The 21,646-nt window shown below is 72.7% G+C and carries 19 protein-coding genes; 12 read left to right on the forward strand and 7 right to left on the reverse strand.

Translation table 11 applies throughout. From position 1 onward, the window contains the following. Positions 1–127: 127 nt before the first annotated feature. From scpA to QA634_RS15445, 3 genes are all read left to right on the forward strand, one after another. Complete coding sequence (scpA, locus tag QA634_RS15435) at positions 128–2,290, forward strand: methylmalonyl-CoA mutase (protein ID WP_012332853.1); 2,163 nt, start codon at positions 128–130, stop codon at positions 2,288–2,290. A gap of 74 nt (positions 2,291–2,364) precedes the next feature. Next, on the forward strand, positions 2,365–4,230 hold the full coding sequence (locus tag QA634_RS15440; protein WP_012332854.1) for a M23 family metallopeptidase: 1,866 nt from the start codon (positions 2,365–2,367) through the stop codon (positions 4,228–4,230). 234 nt (positions 4,231–4,464) lie between these two features. After that, on the forward strand, positions 4,465–4,692 hold the full coding sequence (locus QA634_RS15445; RefSeq protein ID WP_012332855.1) for a hypothetical protein: 228 nt from the start codon (positions 4,465–4,467) through the stop codon (positions 4,690–4,692). A 12-nt stretch (positions 4,693–4,704) separates the two neighbouring features. Here QA634_RS15445 and QA634_RS15450 read toward each other — a convergent pair whose 3' ends face one another. Beyond that, the gene (locus tag QA634_RS15450) at positions 4,705–5,301 is read right to left on the reverse strand and encodes a Uma2 family endonuclease (protein WP_012332856.1); all 597 of its coding nucleotides are present in this window, start codon (positions 5,299–5,301) and stop codon (positions 4,705–4,707) included. Between the two features lie 235 nt (positions 5,302–5,536). Here QA634_RS15450 and QA634_RS15455 point away from each other — a divergent pair, with 235 nt between their 5' ends. The 4 genes from QA634_RS15455 to QA634_RS15470 are packed head-to-tail and all read left to right on the forward strand — an operon-like array spanning position 5,537 to position 9,765. After that, positions 5,537–6,004, forward strand: coding sequence for a (2Fe-2S)-binding protein (locus QA634_RS15455; RefSeq protein ID WP_012332857.1), 468 nt, complete (start codon positions 5,537–5,539; stop codon positions 6,002–6,004). Between the two features lie 10 nt (positions 6,005–6,014). Further along, positions 6,015–8,216: a xanthine dehydrogenase family protein molybdopterin-binding subunit gene (locus QA634_RS15460; RefSeq protein ID WP_012332858.1), complete on the forward strand. Its 2,202-nt coding sequence runs from the start codon at positions 6,015–6,017 to the stop codon at positions 8,214–8,216. Continuing rightward, positions 8,213–8,512 (forward strand): c-type cytochrome, encoded by a 300-nt coding sequence (locus tag QA634_RS15465; protein ID WP_012332859.1) that lies wholly within the window; start codon positions 8,213–8,215, stop codon positions 8,510–8,512. The genes QA634_RS15460 and QA634_RS15465 overlap by 4 nt, the downstream gene beginning before the upstream one ends. Further along, positions 8,509–9,765, forward strand: a complete 1,257-nt coding sequence (locus tag QA634_RS15470) for an NAD(P)/FAD-dependent oxidoreductase (protein WP_012332860.1) — start codon at positions 8,509–8,511, stop codon at positions 9,763–9,765. Before QA634_RS15465 ends, QA634_RS15470 begins: the two co-directional genes overlap by 4 nt. 112 nt (positions 9,766–9,877) lie before the next feature. Here QA634_RS15470 and QA634_RS15475 read toward each other — a convergent pair whose 3' ends face one another. After that, positions 9,878–10,429: a DUF4337 domain-containing protein gene (locus tag QA634_RS15475; RefSeq protein ID WP_012332861.1), complete on the reverse strand. Its 552-nt coding sequence runs from the start codon at positions 10,427–10,429 to the stop codon at positions 9,878–9,880. A gap of 139 nt (positions 10,430–10,568) precedes the next feature. Between QA634_RS15475 and QA634_RS15480 the strand changes: the two genes are divergently transcribed. Beyond that, positions 10,569–11,270 carry a hypothetical protein gene (locus tag QA634_RS15480; RefSeq protein ID WP_012332862.1) on the forward strand — a complete coding sequence of 234 codons (702 nt, stop codon included), beginning with the start codon at positions 10,569–10,571 and terminating at the stop codon, positions 11,268–11,270. 12 nt (positions 11,271–11,282) lie between these two features. Then, positions 11,283–11,540, forward strand: coding sequence for a DUF6894 family protein (locus tag QA634_RS15485; RefSeq protein WP_012332863.1), 258 nt, complete (start codon positions 11,283–11,285; stop codon positions 11,538–11,540). Positions 11,541–11,817: 277 nt separating this feature from the next. On the opposite strand, the gene QA634_RS15490 is transcribed toward QA634_RS15485, so the two are convergent. The 3 genes from QA634_RS15490 to QA634_RS15500 form a co-directional block, all read right to left on the reverse strand. Next, positions 11,818–12,114 carry a hypothetical protein gene (locus QA634_RS15490; RefSeq protein ID WP_012332864.1) on the reverse strand — a complete coding sequence of 99 codons (297 nt, stop codon included), beginning with the start codon at positions 12,112–12,114 and terminating at the stop codon, positions 11,818–11,820. 78 nt (positions 12,115–12,192) lie between these two features. Continuing rightward, on the reverse strand, positions 12,193–12,333 hold the full coding sequence (locus QA634_RS15495; protein ID WP_168169156.1) for a hypothetical protein: 141 nt from the start codon (positions 12,331–12,333) through the stop codon (positions 12,193–12,195). Between the two features lie 520 nt (positions 12,334–12,853). Then, positions 12,854–14,641, reverse strand: a complete 1,788-nt coding sequence (locus tag QA634_RS15500; protein ID WP_012332866.1) for a glucan ABC transporter ATP-binding protein/ permease — start codon at positions 14,639–14,641, stop codon at positions 12,854–12,856. Positions 14,642–14,853: 212 nt separating this feature from the next. Here QA634_RS15500 and QA634_RS15505 point away from each other — a divergent pair, with 212 nt between their 5' ends. Both QA634_RS15505 and QA634_RS15510 read left to right on the forward strand, forming a co-directional pair. After that, a complete protein-coding gene (locus QA634_RS15505; RefSeq protein ID WP_012332867.1) occupies positions 14,854–15,627 on the forward strand; it encodes a motility protein A in 774 nt (257 codons plus the stop codon). Between the two features lie 27 nt (positions 15,628–15,654). Next, positions 15,655–16,488, forward strand: a complete 834-nt coding sequence (locus QA634_RS15510) for an OmpA/MotB family protein (RefSeq protein WP_012332868.1) — start codon at positions 15,655–15,657, stop codon at positions 16,486–16,488. A 325-nt stretch (positions 16,489–16,813) separates the two neighbouring features. Here the strand turns inward: QA634_RS15510 and QA634_RS15515 are convergent, their stop codons facing one another. Beyond that, the gene (locus QA634_RS15515; protein WP_012332869.1) at positions 16,814–17,323 is read right to left on the reverse strand and encodes a CAP domain-containing protein; all 510 of its coding nucleotides are present in this window, start codon (positions 17,321–17,323) and stop codon (positions 16,814–16,816) included. Next, complete coding sequence (locus QA634_RS15520) at positions 17,320–19,959, reverse strand: DUF3772 domain-containing protein (protein WP_012332870.1); 2,640 nt, start codon at positions 19,957–19,959, stop codon at positions 17,320–17,322. The genes QA634_RS15515 and QA634_RS15520 overlap by 4 nt, the downstream gene beginning before the upstream one ends. Positions 19,960–20,497: 538 nt before the next feature. Here QA634_RS15520 and QA634_RS15525 point away from each other — a divergent pair. Further along, positions 20,498–21,046: an HNH endonuclease gene (locus QA634_RS15525; RefSeq protein ID WP_018260512.1), complete on the forward strand. Its 549-nt coding sequence runs from the start codon at positions 20,498–20,500 to the stop codon at positions 21,044–21,046. Positions 21,047–21,646 lie beyond the last annotated feature (600 nt).

The following is a 21,646-nucleotide window of genomic DNA, read 5'->3' on the forward strand; positions in this document are numbered from 1 at the left end:
CGGAATCCGCCCGGCCGGCGATCCGACGCGGCGGCGCGGCGCCCTCCTCCCACCTTCATCCCATTGGCCCTCCTCGCGGCGGCGCCTATAGTTGAGGGCAGCACCACCGAACGAGGGCCCCAGGCCGATGACCCGCATCCCGGATTTCTCGGACATCGCCTTCTCGGCGCCGGGCGAGGTCGCGCCGGCGGCGGCCCCGGGTGAGCCCTGGATGACGCCCGAGGGCATCCCGGTGAAGGGCCGCTACGGCCCGGAGGATCGTCGGGGCCTCGACTTCCTCGACACGTATCCGGGCGTCGCGCCCTTCCTTCGCGGCCCCTACCCGACCATGTACGTCACCCAGCCCTGGACGATCCGGCAATATGCCGGCTTCTCCACGGCCGAGGACTCGAATGCCTTCTACCGGCGCAACCTCGCGGCGGGCCAGAAGGGGCTCTCGGTCGCCTTCGACCTCGCCACCCACCGCGGCTACGATTCCGACCATCCCCGCGTCTCGGGCGACGTCGGCATGGCCGGGGTCGCGATCGATTCCATCTACGACATGCGCACCCTGTTCGCGGGCATCCCCCTCGACCAGATGACCGTGTCGATGACCATGAACGGCGCCGTGCTGCCGATCATGGCGCTCTACATCGTCGCCGCCGAGGAGCAGGGCGTGCCTCCGGGCAAGCTCGCCGGCACCATCCAGAACGACATCCTCAAGGAGTTCATGGTCCGCAACACCTACATCTACCCGCCGGCCGGCTCGATGCGGATCATCTCGGACATCTTCGCCTACACCTCGGCCCACATGCCGAAGTTCAACTCGATCTCGATCTCCGGCTACCACATGCAGGAGGCGGGGGCGACGCAGGACCTCGAACTCGGCTACACGCTGGCGGACGGGGTCGAGTACATCCGGGCGGGCCTCGCCGCCGGCCTCACCATCGACCAGTTCGCGCCGCGCCTGTCCTTCTTCTGGGCGATCGGCATGAACTTCTTCATGGAGGTCGCCAAGATGCGGGCCGCGCGCCTGCTCTGGGCCAAGCTCGTGAAGGAGTTCGGGCCGAAATCGGACAAGTCCCTGGCCCTGCGCACCCACTCGCAGACGAGCGGCTGGTCGCTCACCGCGCAGGACGTGTTCAACAACGTCACCCGCACCTGCGTCGAGGCGATGGCGGCGACGCAGGGCGGCACGCAGTCGCTGCACACCAACGCCCTCGACGAGGCGCTGGCGCTGCCGACCGACTTCTCGGCCCGGATCGCGCGCAACACTCAGCTCTTCCTGCAGCAGGAGAGCGGCACCACCCGGATCATCGATCCCTGGGGCGGCTCCTACTACGTCGAGCGCCTGACCCGCGACCTCGCGGGGCGCGCCTGGGAGCACATTCGGGAGGTCGAGGGCCTGGGCGGCATGGCCAAGGCGATCGAGGCCGGCATCCCGAAGCTGCGCATCGAGGAGGCCGCGGCCCGCGCCCAGGCCCGGATCGATTCCGGCCAGCAGACCATCGTGGGCGTCAACAAGTTCAAGCCGGACGGCGACCGGCCGCTCGAGCTCCTGCGCGTCGACAACGGCAACGTCCGGGCGATGCAGATCGACAAGCTCAAGCGGCTGCGCGCCGAGCGGGACGAGGCGGCGGTGGCGGCGACGCTCGACGCGCTGACCCGGGCCGCCTCGGGCAAGGAGAACCTGCTGGCGCTCGCCGTGCAGGCGGCGCGGACCAAGGCGACGGTCGGGGAGATCTCGGCGGCGCTGGAGCGGGCCTGGGGCCGGCACCAGGCCGAGATCCGCTCGATCTCGGGCGTCTACAAGCGGGAGATGGGGGGCATGTCGGGGGCGGTCGAGCGGGTGCGCAAGCTGGTCGAGGCCTTCGAGGAGGCGGATGGGCGCCGCCCCCGCATCCTCGTCGCCAAGATGGGCCAGGACGGGCACGACCGGGGCCAGAAGGTGATCGCCTCGGCCTTCGCAGATCTCGGCTTCGACGTCGATATCGGGCCGCTCTTCGCCACGCCCGAGGAGGCGGCGCGGCAGGCGGTGGAGAACGACGTGCACATCGTGGGCGTCTCGTCGCTGGCGGCCGGCCACCTCACGCTCGTCCCCGAGCTGAAGGCGGCGCTGGTCGCGGCCGGCCGGCCCGACGTGATGATCGTGGTCGGCGGCGTGATCCCGCCGGGGGATTTCGAGGCGCTGCGCAAGGCCGGCGCCTCGGCGATCTTCCCGCCCGGCACCGTCATCGCGGAAGCCGCCGCGACCCTGATCGCCGAACTCAACCAGCGCCTCGGCTACGCCGCCCGGGAGGCGGCCGAGTAGGCCGGCCGCAAAACGGTCACGGTTGTCCGGCCTGAGACGGGAGCTCCTCCCGCCTCTCACACCCGGGTTCGCGCGTGCAGGCCGGTGCCTCCGACATCCTCGACGACACCGCCTTCTCGCGTCCGGGCGGCCAGAAGGTCAGCCTGCGCTGGCTCGCCGCCTGCCTGCTCACCGGCATCGCCGGCGCCGCCCTGCTCGGCCTCGCCCTCGACCTCGCCGCCTCGGACGGAATCGTCGCGGTCCCGCCCGACCTCGCCCTGCACCCGCGTGCCGAGGCGGGCGCGCCCGGCGAGGCCGGGACCGCGCCCGCGGAATTCGCCGCGCGCAAGGGCGACCGGCTGGTGCGCGACGAGGTCGTGGTGGCGGCCAAGCGCGAGTTCCGCGCACCGCTGAGCGAGACCGTCGGCGAGCGCGAGGTGATCCGCGTCCACCAAGTGGTGCAGGTGGCCACGGACCTGTCGCTGCGCGCCCCCGAGGCGCCGATCCCGCCCTTCGACCCGATGCGCGGCGCCGGGAGCGAGGCCGTCACCGAGGAGACCGGCAGCGATCCGGCCGAGACCGCCGTGACCCTGGTGCGCTCGCCCCTGGCGGAGGCGCCGGAGACCGAGGCCCCCGCCCTCTCGGACGAGGAGGTCGACGCGCTCGTGGCCGAGACGCAGCGCCTCGCCGGGGGGCCGGGGCCGCTGCCCCCTGCCTTCCCGCCGGAGCGGATGCTCTCGCGGGCCCTGCGCCTCGGGGCGGGCCGCGAGGAGGACGAGGCCCCCGCGGGGGCGATCGACGTGAAGATCCTGCCGGAGAACCTGACCGAGATCGCCGAGACCGCGGCGGCCGCGGCCGGCCCCCTGTTCGAGACCCGCGAGGCGGTGATCGGCAAGGATCAGGCCCTGGCGGCGATCCTGCGCGAGAACGGCGCCGGGCCCGACCGGGTCGCCGCGATCCTGGCGGCGCTGAGCCCGCGCGCGCGGGACGAGCTGCCCGAGGGCCAGCACCTGCGCCTGCTGATCGCGCGCGAGGGCCCGACGCCGGGCATCGCCCGGGTGACGCTCTACGGCGAGGACGGGATCGAGGAGATCGCCGCCGCCAACGACCGCGGCGGCTTCGTGTCGGTGGCGCCGCCGCGGCCGGGGGCGCCGGCGGCCGAGGAGGAGGGCGGCGTCAGCCTCTACGAGAGCCTCTACGGCGCGGCGCTGAAGAACGGGGTCCCGCCCGGCGTCATCGAGGACCTCGTGCGCGTCCTGGCCTCCGGCAGCGACCTGCAGAGCCGCACCGGGCCCGGCGACCACGTCGAACTCCTCTTCACCGCCGACGAGGATTCCAAGCCGGAACTGCTCTTCGCGGCCCTGCGCAGCCGCGGGGAGACGCAGAGCCTCTACCGGTTCCGGGGGCCGGGAACGGGCGAGGTCGAGTACCTCGACGCGGAGGGCCGCTCGACGCGCAAGTTCCTGATCCGGCGGCCGGTGGCCGAGGGGCGGATCAGCTCCCCGTACGGGGCGCGCCTGCACCCGATCCTCGGCTATTACCGGATGCACAACGGCGTCGATTGGGCGGCGACCCGGGGCACGCCGATCATGGCGACGGGCGACGGCGTGGTGATCGCGGCGGGCGCCCGCTCGGGCTACGGCAACCGCGTCGAGATCCAGCACGCCAACAACTACGTCACCGCCTACAACCACATGGCCCGGATCGCGCGCGGCATCGTGCCGGGGGCGCGGGTGCATCTCGGCCAAGTGATCGGGTCGGTCGGCACCACCGGCCTCTCGACGGGGCCGCACGTCCACTACGAGGTCGCGATCAACGGGCGCTTCGTCGACCCGATGAAGATCCGGCTGCCGAGCGCGCACGCGCTCACCGGGCCGGCCCTCGCCGCGTTCCGGGCGGTCGAGGAGCAGGTCGACGGGCTGCGCCACCGCCACGGCACCGCCGCCGCGGCGCGGATGTGATCCGGGATCCGCTTGGTTCAACCGGATCCCGGATCACGCGCCCGCGCGGCGCCTGAGCGAAGCCCACATCCGCCAACCCGAAGGGATTTTTCGGAGGTGGAATGAGCGGCCCGCGCGGCCGGGGAAGAGTCTTCCACGCGGCGGCAGCCCCGGAGCAGGGACTTCTCCGAACCGAGCGAAGTTCGAAAAGCGCGTCCATTGATTGCGCGGGCTCGCGACGCGAGATTCCGCCCCATGAGCGAGCGCCCCGACACCGGCTACGATCCCTACGGCGAGCGGTTGACCGCCGTGCCGGCGAGCCCGACGGAGGCCGGCGACCGGCGCGCGCGCCGAGTGGCGATCGCGGTGTTCTGGAGCCTCGCGCTGCTGCTCGTCGTGGGACGGGTCACGCTCGGCGGCGCGCCGCAGGCCGGGAGCCCGATGCAGGTCACCGCCGCGAGCGGCGCGACCGCGATCCGCTGAGGCGCGAGGCCGTCAGACCAGGTCCGCGAGCGGGACCGTGACGCCGGCGAGGAGGTCGGCCCGCGGCACCAGGACGGAATCGGGTCCGTGGTCGCGGATCTCGGCGTAGCCCGCCTCGCCGCGCGGCCCGCGATGCACCCGCGCCTGCCGCTCCTGGGCAGCGATCACCCAGGACTCGGCAATGCCGGAGCGGGCGTAGAGCCGGGCCTTGCGGCCGAGATCGTAGGCGAGGCTCGAAGCGGCCACCTCGATCACCAGCAGAATCTCGGGCCCGGGTATCGCGCAGAATCCGGACGGGGCCGGGCGGTGAGCCGTTTCGGGCGCGACCAGAAGGTCGGGCTCGACCAGGGTGTCCGGAGCGAGCTGGAGCGTGCTCTCCGTCGCGAGATAGAGCGACTCGGGGAGGATGGAGGAGAAGCGCCGCGCCAAGCGGTTCTTGACGAGGTCGTGCGCGTAGCCCTTCGCCGCCCTCTCGACCAGCTCTCCGTCCAGCAGCTCGACGCGCTCGTCCTCGTCGAGGATGCCGGCCCCGATCATCCGGCGCAGATCCTCGGCGCTGAAGCGGCGCAGCGCCGGATCTCCGCGGCCCGGGGGAACGTGGATGGTCATGGCGGCTCGATGATCTTGGCGGCTCGATGGTCTTGGCGGCTCGCTCGGTCTCCCGCACGGACTAACACCTGCGACCTGCGCGGGACCAGCAACCGGAGATGGCGTCCGGTCGCGCCTGCGCCGATTGACGGCGCTGCCGCGCCGCCTAGTTCCCGTGCGCTTGGACGGTGGACCGGCCCTGGGCAGCGGCACCGCAGCGCGGCACGGCCGCGCCCGAGGGAGGGGCAGGATCGCCATGATGCGTCTCACCGTGAACGGGTCCGTGCGCGAGGTCGACGCGGAGCCCGACACGCCCCTGCTCTGGGTGCTCCGCGAGCAGGTCGGGCTGACCGGAACCAAGTACGGCTGCGGCATCGCGCAATGCGGGGCCTGCACGGTTCACATCGACGGGCAGGCCGTGCGCTCCTGCTCGGTCCCGGTCTCGTCGCTGGGCGAATCCCAGAGGATCGTCACCATCGAGGGGCTGAGCCCCGACCGCTCGCACCCGGTCCAGAAGGCCTGGGCCGCCCTCGACGTGCCGCAATGCGGCTTCTGCCAATCCGGCATGATCATGGCCTCGGCGGCGCTGCTGGCGCAGAACCCGCGGCCCTCCGACGAGGAGATCCGCCGGGAGATCACCAATATCTGCCGCTGCGGCACCTACAACCGCGTGCTCGCCGGGATCCGCCTCGCCGCCGAGGGCGGCGAGAGCGGGCGCGGCTAGGGAGGCCGGGATGACGCAGGACCTGAACCGAGCCCCGTCCCGCCGCGGCGTCCTGGCCGCCGCCGCCGCCGTCGCCGGCGGCTTCAGCCTCGGCTTCCACGTTCCCGGCGCGGGCGCCGAGGAGGCCGCGCCGGGCGCCGCCGCGGCCTCCGCGCCCGAGATCAATGCCTGGGTGGTGGTGAGGCCCGACGAGACCGTGGTGATCCGCATCGCCCGCTCCGAGATGGGCCAGGGCACCCTGACGGGCCTCGCCCAGCTCGTGGCCGAGGAGCTCGGCTGCGACTGGGACCGGGTCACGACCGAGTACCCGACGCCGGGCCAGAACCTCGCCCGCCGCCGCGTCTGGGGCGATTTCTCGACCGGCGGCAGCCGCGGCATCCGCGAATCCTACGTCGCGGTCCGCCAGGGCGGCGCCGCCGCCCGCCTGATGCTGGTCTCCGCGGCGGCGGCCGGATGGGGCGTGCCGGCCGGAGAGTGCCGGGTCGAGAAGGGCGTGATCGCGCATCCGGGCTCGGGCCGCACCACGACCTTCGGAGCGGTCGCCTCCCGCGCCGCCGCCATGCCGCCGCCCAAGGACGTTCCCCTCAAGGATCCGAAGGACTGGACCATCGCCGGCAAGCCGCTGAAGCGGCTCGACACCGCCGCCAAGCTCGACGGCAGCCAGGTCTACGGCATGGACCTGCGGCTCGACGGCATGCTCAACGCCGCGATCCGCGACTGCCCGGTGGTGGGCGGCCGGGTCAGGAGCTTCGACGCCGCCGCGGTGGAGCGGATGCCCGGCGTCAGGAAGGTGGTGCCGGTCGGGGAGACCGCCGTCGCGGTGGTGGCCGACACCTTCTGGCGGGCCAGGACCGCCGTCGAGGCGCTGCCGATCGTCTGGGACGAGGGCCCGAACGCCGCCGCGTCGAGCGCGACCATCGCCGCCATGCTGCGGGAGGGCCTCGACGCCGAGGAGGCCTTCGTCGGCAACAAGACCGGCGACGCCAAGGCGGCCCTGCGGGACGCCGCCAGGGTGGTCGAGGCGACCTACGCGGTCCCGTTCCAGAACCACGCCACCATGGAGCCGATGAACGCCACCGCCCGCTGGACGCCGGAGCGGTGCGAGGTCTGGACGCCGACCCAGAACGGCGAGGCGGCGCTGGCCGCGGCGGCCGAGGCGGCCGGCCTCTCCCCGCGGCAATGCGAGGTCTACAAGATCCACCTCGGCGGCGGCTTCGGGCGGCGCGGCGCGACGCAGGACTGGGTGCGGCAGGCGGTGCTGATCGCCCGGGAGATGCCCGGGACGCCGATCAAGCTGATCTGGACCCGCGAGGAGGACATGACGCACGGCCGCTACCACCCGGTCACGCAGTGCCGGATGCGCGCCGCCCTCGACCGGGACGGACAGCTCACGGGCCTGCACATGCGCATCTCCGGCCAGTCGATCCTGGCGGCGATCGTGCCGGGCCGGCTCGGGCCGGACGGCAAGGATCCGGTGACCTTCCAGGGCCTCAATCCCGGCGGGGCCGAGGCAGCGATCGGCTACACGATCCCCAACCTCCTGATCGACCACGCGATGCGCAACCCGCACATCCTGCCGGGCTTCTGGCGGGGCGTGAACACCAACCCGAACGCCATCTACCTCGAGTGCTTCATGGACGAGGTGGCGCACGCGGCCGGGCAGGATCCCCTCGCCTTCCGCCGCAAGCTGATGGCGAACCATCCCAAGCACCTCGCGGTGCTGAACGCGGTCGCGGAGCGGATCGGCTGGGATCGCCCGCCGCCCGCGGGCGTGCATCGCGGCCTCGCCCAGATCATGGGCTTCGGCAGCTACGTGGCGGGCGCCGCCGAGGTGTCGCTGCGCGACGACGGCGGCGTCCGGATCCACCGGATCGTCGCGGCGACGGATCCGGGCGTGGCGGTCAACCCGCAGCAGATCGCCGCCCAGGTCGAGGGCTCCTTCGTGTACGGGCTCTCGGCGGCCCTCCACGGCGAGTGCACGGTCAAGGACGGGCGCATCGAGCAGACCAACTTCGACACCTACCCGGTGATGCGGATGGACGAGATGCCGGCGGTCGAGGCGATCCTGATGCCCTCGGGCGGCTTCATCGGCGGCGTCGGCGAGCCGACCATCGCGGTCGCGGCGCCGGCGGTCCTCAACGCCGTCTTCGCGGCCACGGGCAAGCGGGTGCGCCAGCTCCCGCTGCGCAACACGGACCTGCGGCGCGCGTGAAGGGTCTCGGCGCGCTCCTCCTCGGCGGGGCGGCGCTCGCCGTCCCGCCCGCGGCCCGGGCGGCGCCGCTGCGGGCGCCGCCGGGCGCCTCCTCCTGCTCGGGCTGCCACGCGGCCCACGGCGAGGGCGCCTTCGGGCCGATCGCCGGCCGTCCGGCGGCGGAGATCGAGGAGGCCCTCGCGGCCTACCGGGCGGGCGCGCGCCCGGCCAGCGTGATGACCCGGATCGCCAAGGGCTTCACGCCCGAGGAGAGCCGGGCCATCGCCGTCTATCTCTCGCAGCAGGGGGCGCCGTGACGCGGACCACGCGACGGATCGTGCTCGGCGGGCTCGCCGGCCTCGCGCTCGGCCGGCCGGCCCTGGCCGAGGGCGCGGGGGGCCGCGTCGTCATCGTCGGGGGCGGCTTCGGCGGCGCCTCGGCGGCCCGGGCCCTGCGCGACGCGGGCGCCGCGGTCACCCTGGTTGAGGCCGAGCCCGGCTACACGGCCTGCCCCTTCAGCAACGAGGTCATCGTCGGCCTGCAGCCGATGGCGGCGCAGCGTTTCGGCTACGAGGGCCTCAGGGCCGCCGGCATCGCGGTGGTGCAGGACCGTGCGACCGGCATCGACGGGGCGAGGCGGAGCGTCGCCCTGGCGGGGGGCGGCAGCCTCGCCTACGACCGGCTGATCCTCTCGCCCGGGATCGCCCTGCGCTTCGACGCGATCCCTGGCTACGACGAGGCCGCCGCCGAGGCGATGCCCCATGCCTGGAAGGCCGGGGCGCAGACCGACCTCCTCGCCCGGCAGCTCGCCGCGATGCCGGATGGCGGCACGGTGGTGATGGCGGTGCCGGGCAACCCGTATCGCTGCCCGCCCGGCCCCTACGAGCGCGCCAGCCTGATCGCCTGGCTGCTCAAGGCCCGCAAGCCCCGCTCCAAGCTGATCGTGCTCGACGCCAAGGACACGTTCTCGAAGCAGAAGCTGTTCCAGGCGGCCTGGACGGCGCTCTATCCCGACCACCTGGAATACGTGCCGCTCGCGGAGGGCGGGCAGGTCACGGCGGTGGATCCGGCCGGGATGACCGTCAGGACCGACTTCCAGGACTACCGGGCGGACGTCGCCTGCATCATCCCCCCGCAGCGGGCGGCGCCGATCGCCGCGGCGGCGGGCGTGGCCGACCGGTCGGGCTGGTGCCCGATCGACCCGGTCACCTTCGAGTCCCGCCTCGTGCCCGGCATCCACGTCATCGGCGACGCCGCGATCGCCGGGGCGATGCCGAAATCCGCCTTCTCGGCCAATGCCCAGGCGAAGGTCTGCGCGCAGGCCGTCGCCGACCTCCTGGCCGGGCGCGCGCCCGCCGCCCCGAAGCTGATCAACACCTGCTACAGCCTCGTCGCCCCCGGCTACGGCATCTCCGTCGCGGGGGTGTACCACCCGGCGAACGGCGTGCTGGCCGATGTCGAGGGCGCGGGCGGGACCAGCCCGCTCGACGCGCCCGCGGCGGTCCGGGCCGAGGAGGCCGCCGAGGCGGCGGCGTGGTACCGGACCATCACGGGCGAGGTCTTCGGGTGAGGCGCTGCGCTAGAGCATTTTCCGACGAAGTGGATGCCGGTTCGTCGCGGACAATGCGGCAAGATCAAAGATCGAGAGCGGCACCCGATTGCAACGTGATCGGGTTGCCGCTCTAGAACAGGTGGATGGCGTGGGGCGCGAGCAGGCCGACCCCGAGCATGCCGATCCCGGCCACGCCGAGCAGGCCGCCCGCCACCGCGAGCGCCACGATCCCGGTGATGACCTGGGCGGAGGCGAGCACGATGCCGATCTGGAAGGCCGCCGAGGCGACCTCGTAATGGTGGTAGCGCGCGAGCGCGAGGTCGCGCCTCTCCTCGGCCTCCTTGGCGCGCGCGGCGAGTTCCTTGCGCCCCTCCCCGGTGGAGGGCTCGGATTCCCAGCGCGCGATCGTCTTCTGCCAATCCTCGACCTGCTTCCTGACCGCGTCCGGCGCCGCGCCGGCCTCGAGCGCCGCCTGCTCCGAGGCCGTCCGCACCATCGTGGCGCGAATCGTCTTGGCCTGGAAGAACGACCACAGATTGCTCGCCTGGACGTTCGCCCCGAGCGCGTCCGTCTGCGCGCTCTTGGCGAAGGTCTCGCCCAGCGCCAGGAACAGCGCCAGAACCGAGATCAGCAGCGCCACCTTCTTGTTCGACCCCTCGACCGACCCGTGACCGCCCGACATCGTCGTCTCCCTGCGTCAGCGCGGCTCCCTCATACGCGACCGGGCGGCGAGCGCCAGGGGCCTCATTGCCACTTCCCTCGGCGCGGGCGGTGAGGCAGGCGGTGCGGGACGACCCGCCACCGTTCCCGAGGACGCCCCGATGGTTCCGATCCGCCCGCTGCTCCCCGTCATCGCCCTCGCCGCCCTGCCCGCGCAGGCCGCCTCCCCGGCCGCGCCCAGCCCCTGGCCCGACACCTACCTGAGCCGCGTCGAGGCGACGGCGGTGGTTCAGACGCTGAACGCCCAGCTCCTCGCGGCGCGCAGCGCCACCGCGACCCTCGAAGCGTGGTGCGGGGCCCATCGCCTCGCCCCGGAGCCCCGCCTCGTCGCCCGCCTCGTGCGCGAGATCGACCGCCCCGCCAGCCCCGAGACCCGCCAGCGCCTGCAGGTCGGCCCCGACGAGCCGGTGCACTACCGCCGGGTGCGCCTCGCCTGCGGCGAGCACGTCCTGTCGGAAGCGGACAATTGGTACGTTCCGGCGCGCCTCACGCCGGAGATGAACCGGGTGCTTGAGACCACCGACACGCCGTTCGGCCGCGCCGTGCAGGAGCTGAAGCCGACCCGCCAGACGGTGGAGAGCCGCCTCCTGTGGCAGCCCCTTCCCGAGGGCTGGGATCAGGCCGCGCCGGCGGGCGGCGCCTGCGGGCCGCTCCCGATCCCGGAGGCCCTGTTCAGCCACCGGGCCGTGCTGTTCACGGCCGCCCGCCAGCCCTTCTCGGAGGTGGTGGAGACCTACGCGCGGGCCGTCCTCGACTTCCCGCGGGCGCCGCGTCCCGCGGATCCCGCCTGCCCCAAACCCTGACGAGGCCACCCGATGCCCCGCTACTTCTTCGCGACCCGCGTCGGCGAGGACCTTCTCCCCGACCGGGACGGCCGGGTCCTGCGCGACGCGGACGAGGCCTGGGAGGTCGCCCGCGCGCTGATCCGGGAGGTGCTGCGCGAGAGCGCCGCCTCCTCCCGCCTGCTCTCGGCGAGCCTCGAAGTCACCGACGAGACTGGGCTCGTCCTGTTCGAGTTCCCCTTCGCCGAGGCGCTCGATCCCGGTGCCGGGCCGGACGGGACGCTGCATTAGGCCCCGCCCGGTGGTCATCCCACATCCGATCGATCCCTTCGGGATGTCGGATGTGGGCTTCGCTCAGGCGCCGCGCGGGCGCGTGATCCGATCGATCCCTTCGCGATGTCGGATCTGGGCCTCGCTCAGGCGCCGCGCGGGCTCGTGATCCGCTCGATCCCTTCGGGATGTCGGATCTGGGCCTCGCTCAGGCGCCGCGCGGGCGCGTGATCCGGGATCCGCTTGGATCAACCGGATCCCGGATCAGCGGTCGCATCGCCCCGGCGGCCGGCCGCCCTCAATCGCCATCGACGGACCGGCGATGGGCGGCGTCGGTCTCGAACGCGATGTTCGTCCGAAGGTACTCGACCAACTTGGCGTCCGCGCGCAGGGCCGCGAGGCGGTCGCGCAACACCGCGAGGCCCGGCGGCGCCCCGAACGGGCCCGCGGGGGCGAGCAGCCGCCCGAGCACGGCGCTGACCAGCAGCGACCGGTCGCAGCCGCGATGCGCCGCGAGACGCGCCAGCGCGGGGAGGAGCTCGTCGGCCGCGCGCTCGTTCCGGGCGGACGCGACGGCGGTGAAGCGGCGGATCATGGAGCCCTCCGGTCTCGGCCGCGCGGGGCGAGGCAGCACAACCGGAAGGGAGTGTAATCGAAGATCTCGCGCCCCGCGCTACTGCTCGGCGACCTCCTCCGCGGCTCCCGCGGGCGCGAGGCGGATCCAGGCGTCGAGGGCGATGCGGATGCCCTGGCCGGCGGCGGCGACGAGCGTCATCGAGGCGGCGAGTTTCAGGAGAAGCGACGCATCCGACATTGGGGAACTCTTCATCCGTGACCCAGCGGGCGCCCACCCCGACCGCGCCTCCAACCCGGAGGCGCGGCCGACGATCGGGGCCGCGGGCGACACGTTCGTCCAGCATTTCGGCGGAACCATGGAGAGTGTACTTCCGGCAGGACGTGAAGTCCCCCCGTCGATTTCGGGAGAGGCGTGCGCTTAAATTCGTCTTAAACGAATGAGGATTTCAGATTAACCTGCCGGGACGCGAAGGACCGGGACGGCCGTGATCTCGCGTGCGGGCCTGGTTGCCGGGCAATGTCGCGCGAGGGGCCGCGACGATCCTGGACGAGACCGCTCCGACGCGACGCCGACGGCGCGCACGCCTCCGCGGAGGAGGCGCCGCGCTCAACCTACGCACGAGGTCCAGCCAGTCTCTCGCGCCCCCGTCGAGGGCGGCAGGGCGGTCGAAGCCGCGCCGCGAGGCACGCGGTGTCCGGCACCGGTCCGGCGCCGGACCTCCGGCACCGCTCCGCGCGGACGAGCGCGCGCCGGTCGCTCAGGCCGCCAGGGCGAGGGCGTCGGAGGGCGCCTCGGCCGCCATGAACTGGGCGCGGGCGAGCTCCGCGAAGCGCCCGCCCAGGGCCACCAGCTCGTCGAAGCTGCCCGCCTCGACGATGCGCCCGGCCTCGAAGACCAGGATGCGGTCGACGTTGCGGATCGTGGCGAGGCGGTGGGCGATCACGAAGGTGGTGCGGCCCCGCATGACGGCGTCCAGCGCGCCCTGCAGCTTGCGCTCGGTGGCGGCGTCGAGGGCGCTCGTCGCCTCGTCCAGGATCAGGACCGGCGGGTCCTTGAGCAGGGCGCGGGCGATCGACAGCCGCTGGCGCTCGCCGCCGGAGAGCGAGCGGCCGCGCTCGCCGATCACCGTGTCGAGGCCGTCCGGCTGGCGGGCCAGGAAATCGCTCGCCTGCGCCCGCTCCAGCGCCTCCAGCATCTCGGCGTCGGTGGCGTCCGGGCGGCCGACCTGCAGGTTCTCGCGGATCGAGCGGGCGAACAGCATCGGCTCCTGGAACACGACGCCGATATTGTGGCGCAGGGAGGCCACCGAGAGGTCGCGGATGTCCTCGCCGTCGATGCGGATCGTGCCCGTCGCGGGATCGAAGGCGCGGTGGAGCAGGCTCAGGGTCGTCGACTTGCCGGAGCCGGTCGTGCCCACGAGGGCGACGGTTTCGCCGGGCGCGACCGCGAAGCTGATCCCGTCGAGGGCGCGGCGGCGGCCGTCATACGAGAAGGTGACGTCCTCGAACGCGACCGCGCCGGCGATGCGCCCGGCGGCGCGGGCGCCCGGGCGGTCGTGGACGGCCGGCACCGTGTCGAGGATGTCGAAGAATTCCTGCATCTTGGGCGCCTGCATGAACAGCCCGTTGACGAAGGAGACGACCTGGTCGAGGCGCCCGACCAGGAGCGTGGCGAGGCTCATGAAGGAGACGACGTCCCCGACGCTGGCCTGGCCGCGGAAGTGCAGGGCGAGGCCGGTGACGAAGATCGCCGTCATGGTCAGGGTGGCCGAGGCGCGGGTCGCCACCGAGGCGAGCGCCCACCAGGACAGGACCGGGGTCTGCGCGTCGAGGAGGTTGCGGATGATCCCGCGCATCGCGTCCTTCTCGGCCTTGGCGCGGGTGAAGGACTGGATCACCGCGACGTTGCCGAGGGCGTCGGAGGCGTGCTCGGCGAGGCCGGAATGGTACTGCTCCACCCTCCCCTGCAGGGTCTCGGTCCGGCGCAGCACGAAGGCGGTGAGGGCCGTGAAGGCCGCGACGAGGACGAGCAGGATCGCGCCGAGCTGCCAGTTCAGGAACAGCGTCATCGGCAGCAGCACGGTCAGCGAGAGGAGCGCGGCGCAATGGTCGCGGAAGAAGCCGAGCCAGAGCCAGGCCATGCCGTTCGTCCCCTCGAGCATGGCCTTGAGCACCCGGCCCGAATGGTTCGCGGAGTGGAAGGCGAGCGGCAGGTCGAGGACGTGCTCGAAGTAGCCGGCCATCGCGCCGAGACGGCGGCGATGCGCGAGGCGGTCGGCGTGGAGCGCGATCAGCACCCCGGCCGCGATGGTGAAGAAGCCGAAGCCCACCCAGGCGCCGACGAGCAGCGTCAGCTCGCCGAAGCCCGGCGCGCCCTCGGCCCCCGCCGGCAACCGGGTGACCCGGTCGATGATGCGGCCGAACAGCACCGGCTCGGCGAAGGCCGCCGCGGCGAGCGCGACGTTGGCCACGGTGAGCAGGACGCCGAGGCGCAGGTCGGGTCCGAGCAGGCGCATCACCCGCGCGTAGAGACGCATCAGACGCATGTGGTCGAGACTCCGAAACCCCCTGGCGCGGATCCTCTCGGGAACCCGGCGCGCCGCCGCTCCGTCGGCCGATCCTGGTATGGCGCATCGCGCCTGAACGCCGCATGACGGTCGGGCCGCCGCGCCGCGCCTTTACGCTTCGTTGAGCCGGCCCGCCTTAACCTTAAAGGCAGCCCCGGCGTCCCGCGGGGCCTCGGGGACCCGTCGGCGCCATGGATCTCGCAACCGGCCTCGGCCTGATCGGCGGCTTCGCCGTGGTCATCGTGCTGATCCTCGTCGACGGCGGCCACTTCGCGTCCTACGTCGACAAGCACGCCCTGATCGTGATCTTCGGCGGCGCCACCGCCGCCACGATGCTGCGCTTCCCCTTCTCGGTCATCGTGCACGGCGTGCCGATGGGCCTGCGCTACGCCTTCAGCATGCGGGCCGTCCGGCCGCGCGACCTGATCGAGGAGATCACCCGGATCGCCGAGGTGGTGCGCAAGTCGGGCCCGATGGCGCTGGAGAACATGGAGATCTCCGACCCGTTCCTGGCCCAGGGCGTGCGCTACATCGCGGACGGCTACGACCGCGACTTCATCCGCGACACGATGGAGCGCGACCGCGACAACTTCCTCATGCACCTGGAGGAAGGCTCCAAGGTCTACCGCGCCTTCGGCGATTGCGCCCCGGCCTGGGGCATGATCGGCACCATCCTGGGCATGGTGTCGATGTTCGCCAACATGTCGGATCCCTCCAAGCTCGGCCCGGCCATGGCGACGGCGCTGCTCGCCACGCTCTACGGCGCGCTCATCGCCAACATGATCACGCTGCCGATCGCCGACAAGCTGCACGTCAAGCTGGAAGAGGAGGACGTGTCGCGCTCGCTGATCATCGACGGGGTCCTGCTGATCCGCGACGCCAAGAGCGCCTCCCTGGTGCGCGAGATGCTGATCGCCTACCTGCCCCACAACCACCGCGAGGAGCTCGCCGCCGAAGCGGCGTGAGCCTCTCCCGAGCCGGAGGGTGGATCGGTGGCCAGACGCAAGCGGGGCGGCGCCCACGGGGGCCACGGCTGGTTCGTGACCTTCGCCGACCTGATGGCGCTCCTGATGAGCTTCTTCGTGATGGTCTGCGCCTACTCGACGCAGGACCAGCGCAAGCTCCAGGCGGTCGCGGGCTCGTTCCGGGACGCGTTCGGCGTCAACAAGGAGAGCCGCTTCAACGGCATCATCGAGAAGGACGGGCTGCCGAGCGCCACGCGCCTGCGCGACCTGCGCCCGGTGACGCCCGACAAGGCCTCCGACCGCACGACGCCGCCGCTGCCCGACGAGGTCTTCGACAACGGCGTGCCGCAGAACGGCTTCCGGGACGGGTTCGGGCTCGCGATGGCGAGCCTGCGCCAGGCCCTGCAGGACCTGCCCGACATCGCCGAACTCTCGAAGAACGTGCTGATCCACGAGACGGCGCGGGGCCTCGACGTCTCGCTGGTGGACCAGGACGGCCGCTCGATGTTCCCGGACGGCTCGACCCGGCCGAACGACCGCACCCGCCAGGTGCTGGAGCGGCTCGCCCCGGCGATCCGGCGGATGTCGAACAAGATCGCGATCTCGGGCTACACCGCGGCGACCCGCCCGGGGCTGCGCGCCCCGGCCCCGCCCTGGGAGCTCTCGGCGGGCCGGGCGATCAGCGTGCGCGAGATCCTGGCGAGCAACGGCGTGCCGGACGAGCGCTTCACGGTGGTGTCGGGCAAGGCCGACACCGAGCCGCTCTTCCCGGACAACCCCTACATCGCGGCCAACCGCCGGGTGACGATCACGCTCCTGCGCGACACCCCGCCCCTGCCGCCGGGCCAGGGCTTTCCGTGAGCCGCCGGGCGCGTGCGCCGAGAGGGCGGCGTTCCCGGGCTTCCCAACAGGATCGGGTGCCTCAAGACGTCCGACGAGGTCGCGGACCCGGCAATTCTGGATCAACCTCGAAGAACGGACGAAGGCCGGACGGTCAAGGCACCCATTCCCTTCGTCGCGCTGAGGCGCCGACGATCGACGATCGGCCGTGAAGCCAGCCTCGAAGCACGACGCAGGTCTGTCCGATCCGATCAGGTGAACTTCGAGGATGCCGCCCTTGGCGTGCCGAGGTCCTCTGCGCCCCGAGCACCGGTGACCGGCGCGACACGCTCCGCTCGGCCCCCTTCTACTTCGCCACGAGCAGCGTCCAGTAGACCTTGTACTTCGAGCCGGGCGCGTAGGCGGTGGCGATGCCCATGCGGGTCGCCTCGGGCGAGAGCAGCACCGCGTTGTGCGCCGGGCTGTCGCGCCAGCCGGAGAAGGCCTCGGCCAGCGTGTGGTAGCCCGCCGAGAGATTCGCCTGCGGGGCCGCGAAGCCCATCCGGGCCGCCACCGTGCGGACGATGTCGGTCTGGCTCGGGCGGTCCGCCGCCGCCATCGCGGCGCTCTCGGTCTCGGCGAGGCGCTGCAGCCCCGGATCCAGCGCCAGGGCCGGCAGACCCTTGTTGCGCCGGTAGGCACCGATCATGTCGCGGGCCGTGTCGAGGTCGAGCTGCGCGCTCGCGCTCGTCATCGGCCAGTACAGGCTCGGTCCGGGCGGCGTCTGGCGAGCGACCTCGTTCCCCGCGCAGGAGGCGAGCGCCAGCGCGAGCCCGGCCAGGGCGGCGAAACGGAGGGGCGGCAGGGCAGGTCTCACGGCACGGTCTCGGGGCTCCGGCGGCGCTCGCCCGCGGCCGGGGCGCGCGGCGCCGGTTCGTCCGCCGGGATGATCGCCGGCACCAGGCCCTGCGCGATCTGCCCGAGGGCGTCCCGGACCGGCTCCAGCCCCTGCACGGTGACGATGCTCGATCCGGGCCCGAGATTGGGGATCAATCCCTCGTCCGACAAGGTCTTGAACACCGCGAAATTGAGGTCGCTCTGCACCTTCAGCTGCAGGCCGACGTCGTTGATCATCGCGATCAGCTCGAATTCGAGGTAGGGATCGCCGATCTTGCGGAAGACCACGCGGGGCGGAGGCTCCTTCAGCACGTCCGCATGGGCCTTGGCGCAGCCCGCGATCAGCTCGGCCGCCCGCACCGGGTCCTGGTTGCGCAGCACGCTCACCGTGACGGTCACCCGGCCGGTCCGGTCGCCCCGCACCCGGTTCTTCACCACGCCGGAGATCAGGTTCGAGTTCGGCACGATCACGGAGGAGCGGTCGAAGGTCTGGATCTCCGTCGAGCGCACGCTGATGCGCCGGACGTAGCCCTCGTTGTCGCCGATCACCACCAGGTCCCCGACCCGGATCGGCCGCTCCCAGAGCAGGAGCAGGCCCGAGACGAAGTTGTTGACGATCGATTGCAGGCCGAAACCGATACCGACCGACAGGGCGCCGGCCACGATCGTGATCTTCTCCAGGCTGAGCCCGAGATATGAGAAGGCGATGGCGAGGGAGACCAGGAAGCCGACGTAGCCGGTGACCGTGGCGATCGAGTTGCGCAGGCCCGGGTCCAGGTCGGTGGCGGGCAGGTAGGTGTTCTCCAGCCAGCTCTTGACCACCCGGGAGATGGCCAGCCCGAGCATGAACAGGCCGAGCGCGAACACGATCGTCGAGAGCGAGATCGTCACGTCGCCGACCTTGAAGCCGAAGAAGGCGGCCCGGAACGAGGCGTAGATGTCGGTCGAATCCACGCCCCAGGTCGCCAGCAGCAGCACGGCCGCCGCCGTGATCAGCGCGACCCGGACGAGGCCGCCCATCAGCACCGCGATCTGGTTGAGGGACTTCTTGCGCAGGCCGGTATTGGCCTGGAGCACGGTGGCGATGTGGGAGTCGTTCTGCAGCGTGCTGCCGATGAAGGCGTCCGCGCTGGTGATGGCGAGGTAGAGCAGGGCGACCGCGATCGCGGTCCACATCAGCTGGTCGATCAGGAAGGACGAGAGCGCGATGTAGCCGGTCAGCGCGCAGGCCCCCACCGACGCGGCGATGATCCAGCCGAGGATGCGCAGGGGGCCGCCGATCCCGGAGCTCGATTCGGCCGCGATGTAGGGGCCGAGGCAGGCCTCCTCGGTCTCCGCCCGGGCCGCGAAGCGGCGCAGGCCCTCGGCCAGCACCACCGCGACGACGGCCGCGAAGACGCCCCGGGTGACGATGCTGATCGGCAGGCCGACCGCGATCGTCTCGTTGAACTCCTCGATGGTGCGCCCGATCGTGATCACGAAGGCGATGCCGACGACGAGGCGGACCAGGCGTTCGGCGGTCGCGTCCTCCATGGCGACGAGGCGCCAGTCGGGCTTGTCCGGCGAGAGCAGCCCGTCCGTCACCGCCTCGACCAGGGCCACGAAGGCGAGCGCGGCCAGGATGCCGTGCACCACGTCGGTCAGGCGCTCCGGCACGAGTTCCGTCGCCTCGATCGCGATGCCCACCACGAAGCTGCCGACGACGGCCGGGACCGCCCCGGCCAGCACGACGCGCCAGGCAGCCAGGACCTTGGCGCGGCGGGAGGGCGCCTTGGCCGCGTCGGCGCGCGCGTCGCGCCGCCCCAGGCGCGGGGCGATGTGGCGCCGCCCGACATACAGCGCCACCGAGATCCCGATGGCGAGCGCCACCACGACGAGGCGCAAAGGCGTGGCGTTGCGGCGCAGCTGCGCGATGGTGTCGTCGAGCGCCGCCTGCGCGGTCTTGAGGTCGCGCGGCAGGGTGGAGGCGGCCCGGGTCCACAGGTGCGGACTCAGGAGCCCGTCCGTGCGCTCGAACAGGGCGCGCGTGAAGGCGGCGCGGCGGCGGTTGCTGATCTGGTCGATGATCTGGTCGCTCTGCACGAGGAGCGAGCGGGCGAGCCGCATCGTCTCGTCGACCTCGGCCACGCCGGCCTCGCGCTGGGCGCGCTCCTGGGCCACGTCGGCGGCCTCGGCGCCCTCCTTCGGCTTGGGGCCGAGCTGGTTCAGCCGCTCCTTGGCGGCGTCGAGGCGCGGGGTCAGGGTCTCGATGACGTGGCGCAGCCGCTCGGCGACCGGGTCGATGCCCTCGCGCAGGAGCGCGAGGTCGTCCTTGTTGAGGTCGTGGTGGGTGAGGGCCTGCTCGCGCTGGTCGAGATCCGCCTTCTCCGAATCGAGCTGGGCGCGGATCTGCTTGATCTGCTCGGAGATCGGCGTCGGCGGCGGCTTCGGCGCGTCGGCGGGTTTGGGGGCGGCATCCGGCGCGGCCGCCGCGCCGGCCGGCGCCGCGGGAGCCTGCGCGGCGGCCGGCGCCTTGGCGTCCGGCTTCGCCGCGGGTCCCGGCTGGGCGGCCGCGAGGCCCGGTGCCAGCACGGCGAGGGCCAGCAGGGCGGCGATCCAACGGCGCAACGGTGTCATGGCGATCCTTCTCGGCTGACGGGCGAGCACGGGGCGGACCCGCCCCGCGCCCCCGCCCCCGCCGCGGCGGCCCGGAGCCGCGACGGCCCCGGGCCACAGGACCCTAACGCAGCGGAGGCGGGAGGGGCGCCCGGACATCGCCTCGCAATGGGGCGAAAAATCGCCGGCCCCCGACCGCGCGGGCACCGATACAAGTTGGGGGCGCGACACCGCGGGCGAGGCCCCGAACCTTCACAACCCTGTCATGGTGCTTCTAGAATGAGTGCGCAATGGACTCGGCCCTTCCGGTCTGCTGTGAGCCGATGGCGTCGCTCATCTCGGTCCAGCAGCACAGAGGCCCGGCACGATCCCGGGCTCCGACGATCCGCGGCAACCGCCCGCCGGGCGGCCGTGCCGGCCTTCCGCCGTGTCCCCTCACTCCCCCCGGACAGAGCGTGAGGTAGGCGATGCGCCCCATCTCCTCCCTCCGCGAGCGTCGCGAGACCCGGCTCCCCGCCGGGCCCCCTCGCCGCTTCCGGCCAGTTGCCAGGGAAGGATGATGCTGGATCTTCAAACCCTCGTGCTGAACGCGGATTACCGGCCGCTCTCCTACAACCCGCTCTCGCTGTGGTCGTGGAAGGACGCGTTCACCGCCCTGTTCCTCGATCGCGTCACCCTGGTGGCGAGCTACGACGTCGAGGCCCGCTCTCCGAGTCGCTCGCTCAAGGTGCCGAGCGTGGTGGCGCTGAAGAACTACGTGGCGATGGCCCGCTCGCCCGCCTTCACGCGCTACAACATCTACCTGCGCGACACGTTCAGCTGCCAGTATTGCGGGATCCGGCTCCCGGCCGGCGGGCTGACCTTCGACCACGTGGTGCCGCGCTCGCGCGGCGGGCAGTCGAGCTGGGAGAACGTCGTGGCGGCCTGCAGCCCCTGCAACCTGCGCAAGGCGAACCGCACGCCGGAGGAGGCGGAGATGCCCCTCCTCAACCCGCCGCGCCGGCCGAGCCGCTACGAACTGCACCGCCGCCAGCCCGAATTCGACCACCGGCAGTACCACCACACGTGGCTCGACTACCTCTACTGGGACAGCGAGCTGGAGACCTGATCCCGACGGTCATGTCCCGTGACCGCTGGGTCGGATCTCGAATTGTCGTCGAGCCAGCGGCCGGCGCCGGCCATTCGAGAGGGTCGACGGCCCGCTGCGTCAGCATCCTGGGCCGGTGGGACGGGGCCGTCGCGGCGTGCCGCCTCACTCCTCGGGGAAGACGGGCGGCGGCTCGTTGTAGATCGGCAGGCGGTCGTTGCGGGGCATCCAGGCGTGGTAGACCGCGCCGTCCGTCTCGCCGTAGCCGACCGGCTGCACCCGGATCGGGCCGCGCCAGGACCGGGCGGGGGCGGGCCGAAGCCGTCGCGCACGGGGCGGGGATAGGCCGCGGCGGAGGCGGGCACTCGGGCCGGGTGCGGCCGGGCGCCGGCCGGATGGCGGGGGAACGGCACCTCCGGCATCCCGTCCGCCGAAGCGGGAGCGGCGAGCGCGGCGAGGAGGCCGGCGATCAGGAGCGGGCGACGCATTGGCGAGGTCTCACGGGCCAGGTCTCACGGGCCAGGTCTCACGGGCCAGGTCTCACGGGCGAGATCTCACGGGCGAGGTCTCACGGGCGGGGTCCCGCGGGCGGAGTCTCCGGGACCGCCCGGAGCATCGCCG

It is taken from the genome of Methylobacterium sp. CB376 (assembly GCF_029714205.1).
In the GTDB taxonomy this organism is placed as follows: Bacteria; Pseudomonadota; Alphaproteobacteria; order Rhizobiales; family Beijerinckiaceae; genus Methylobacterium.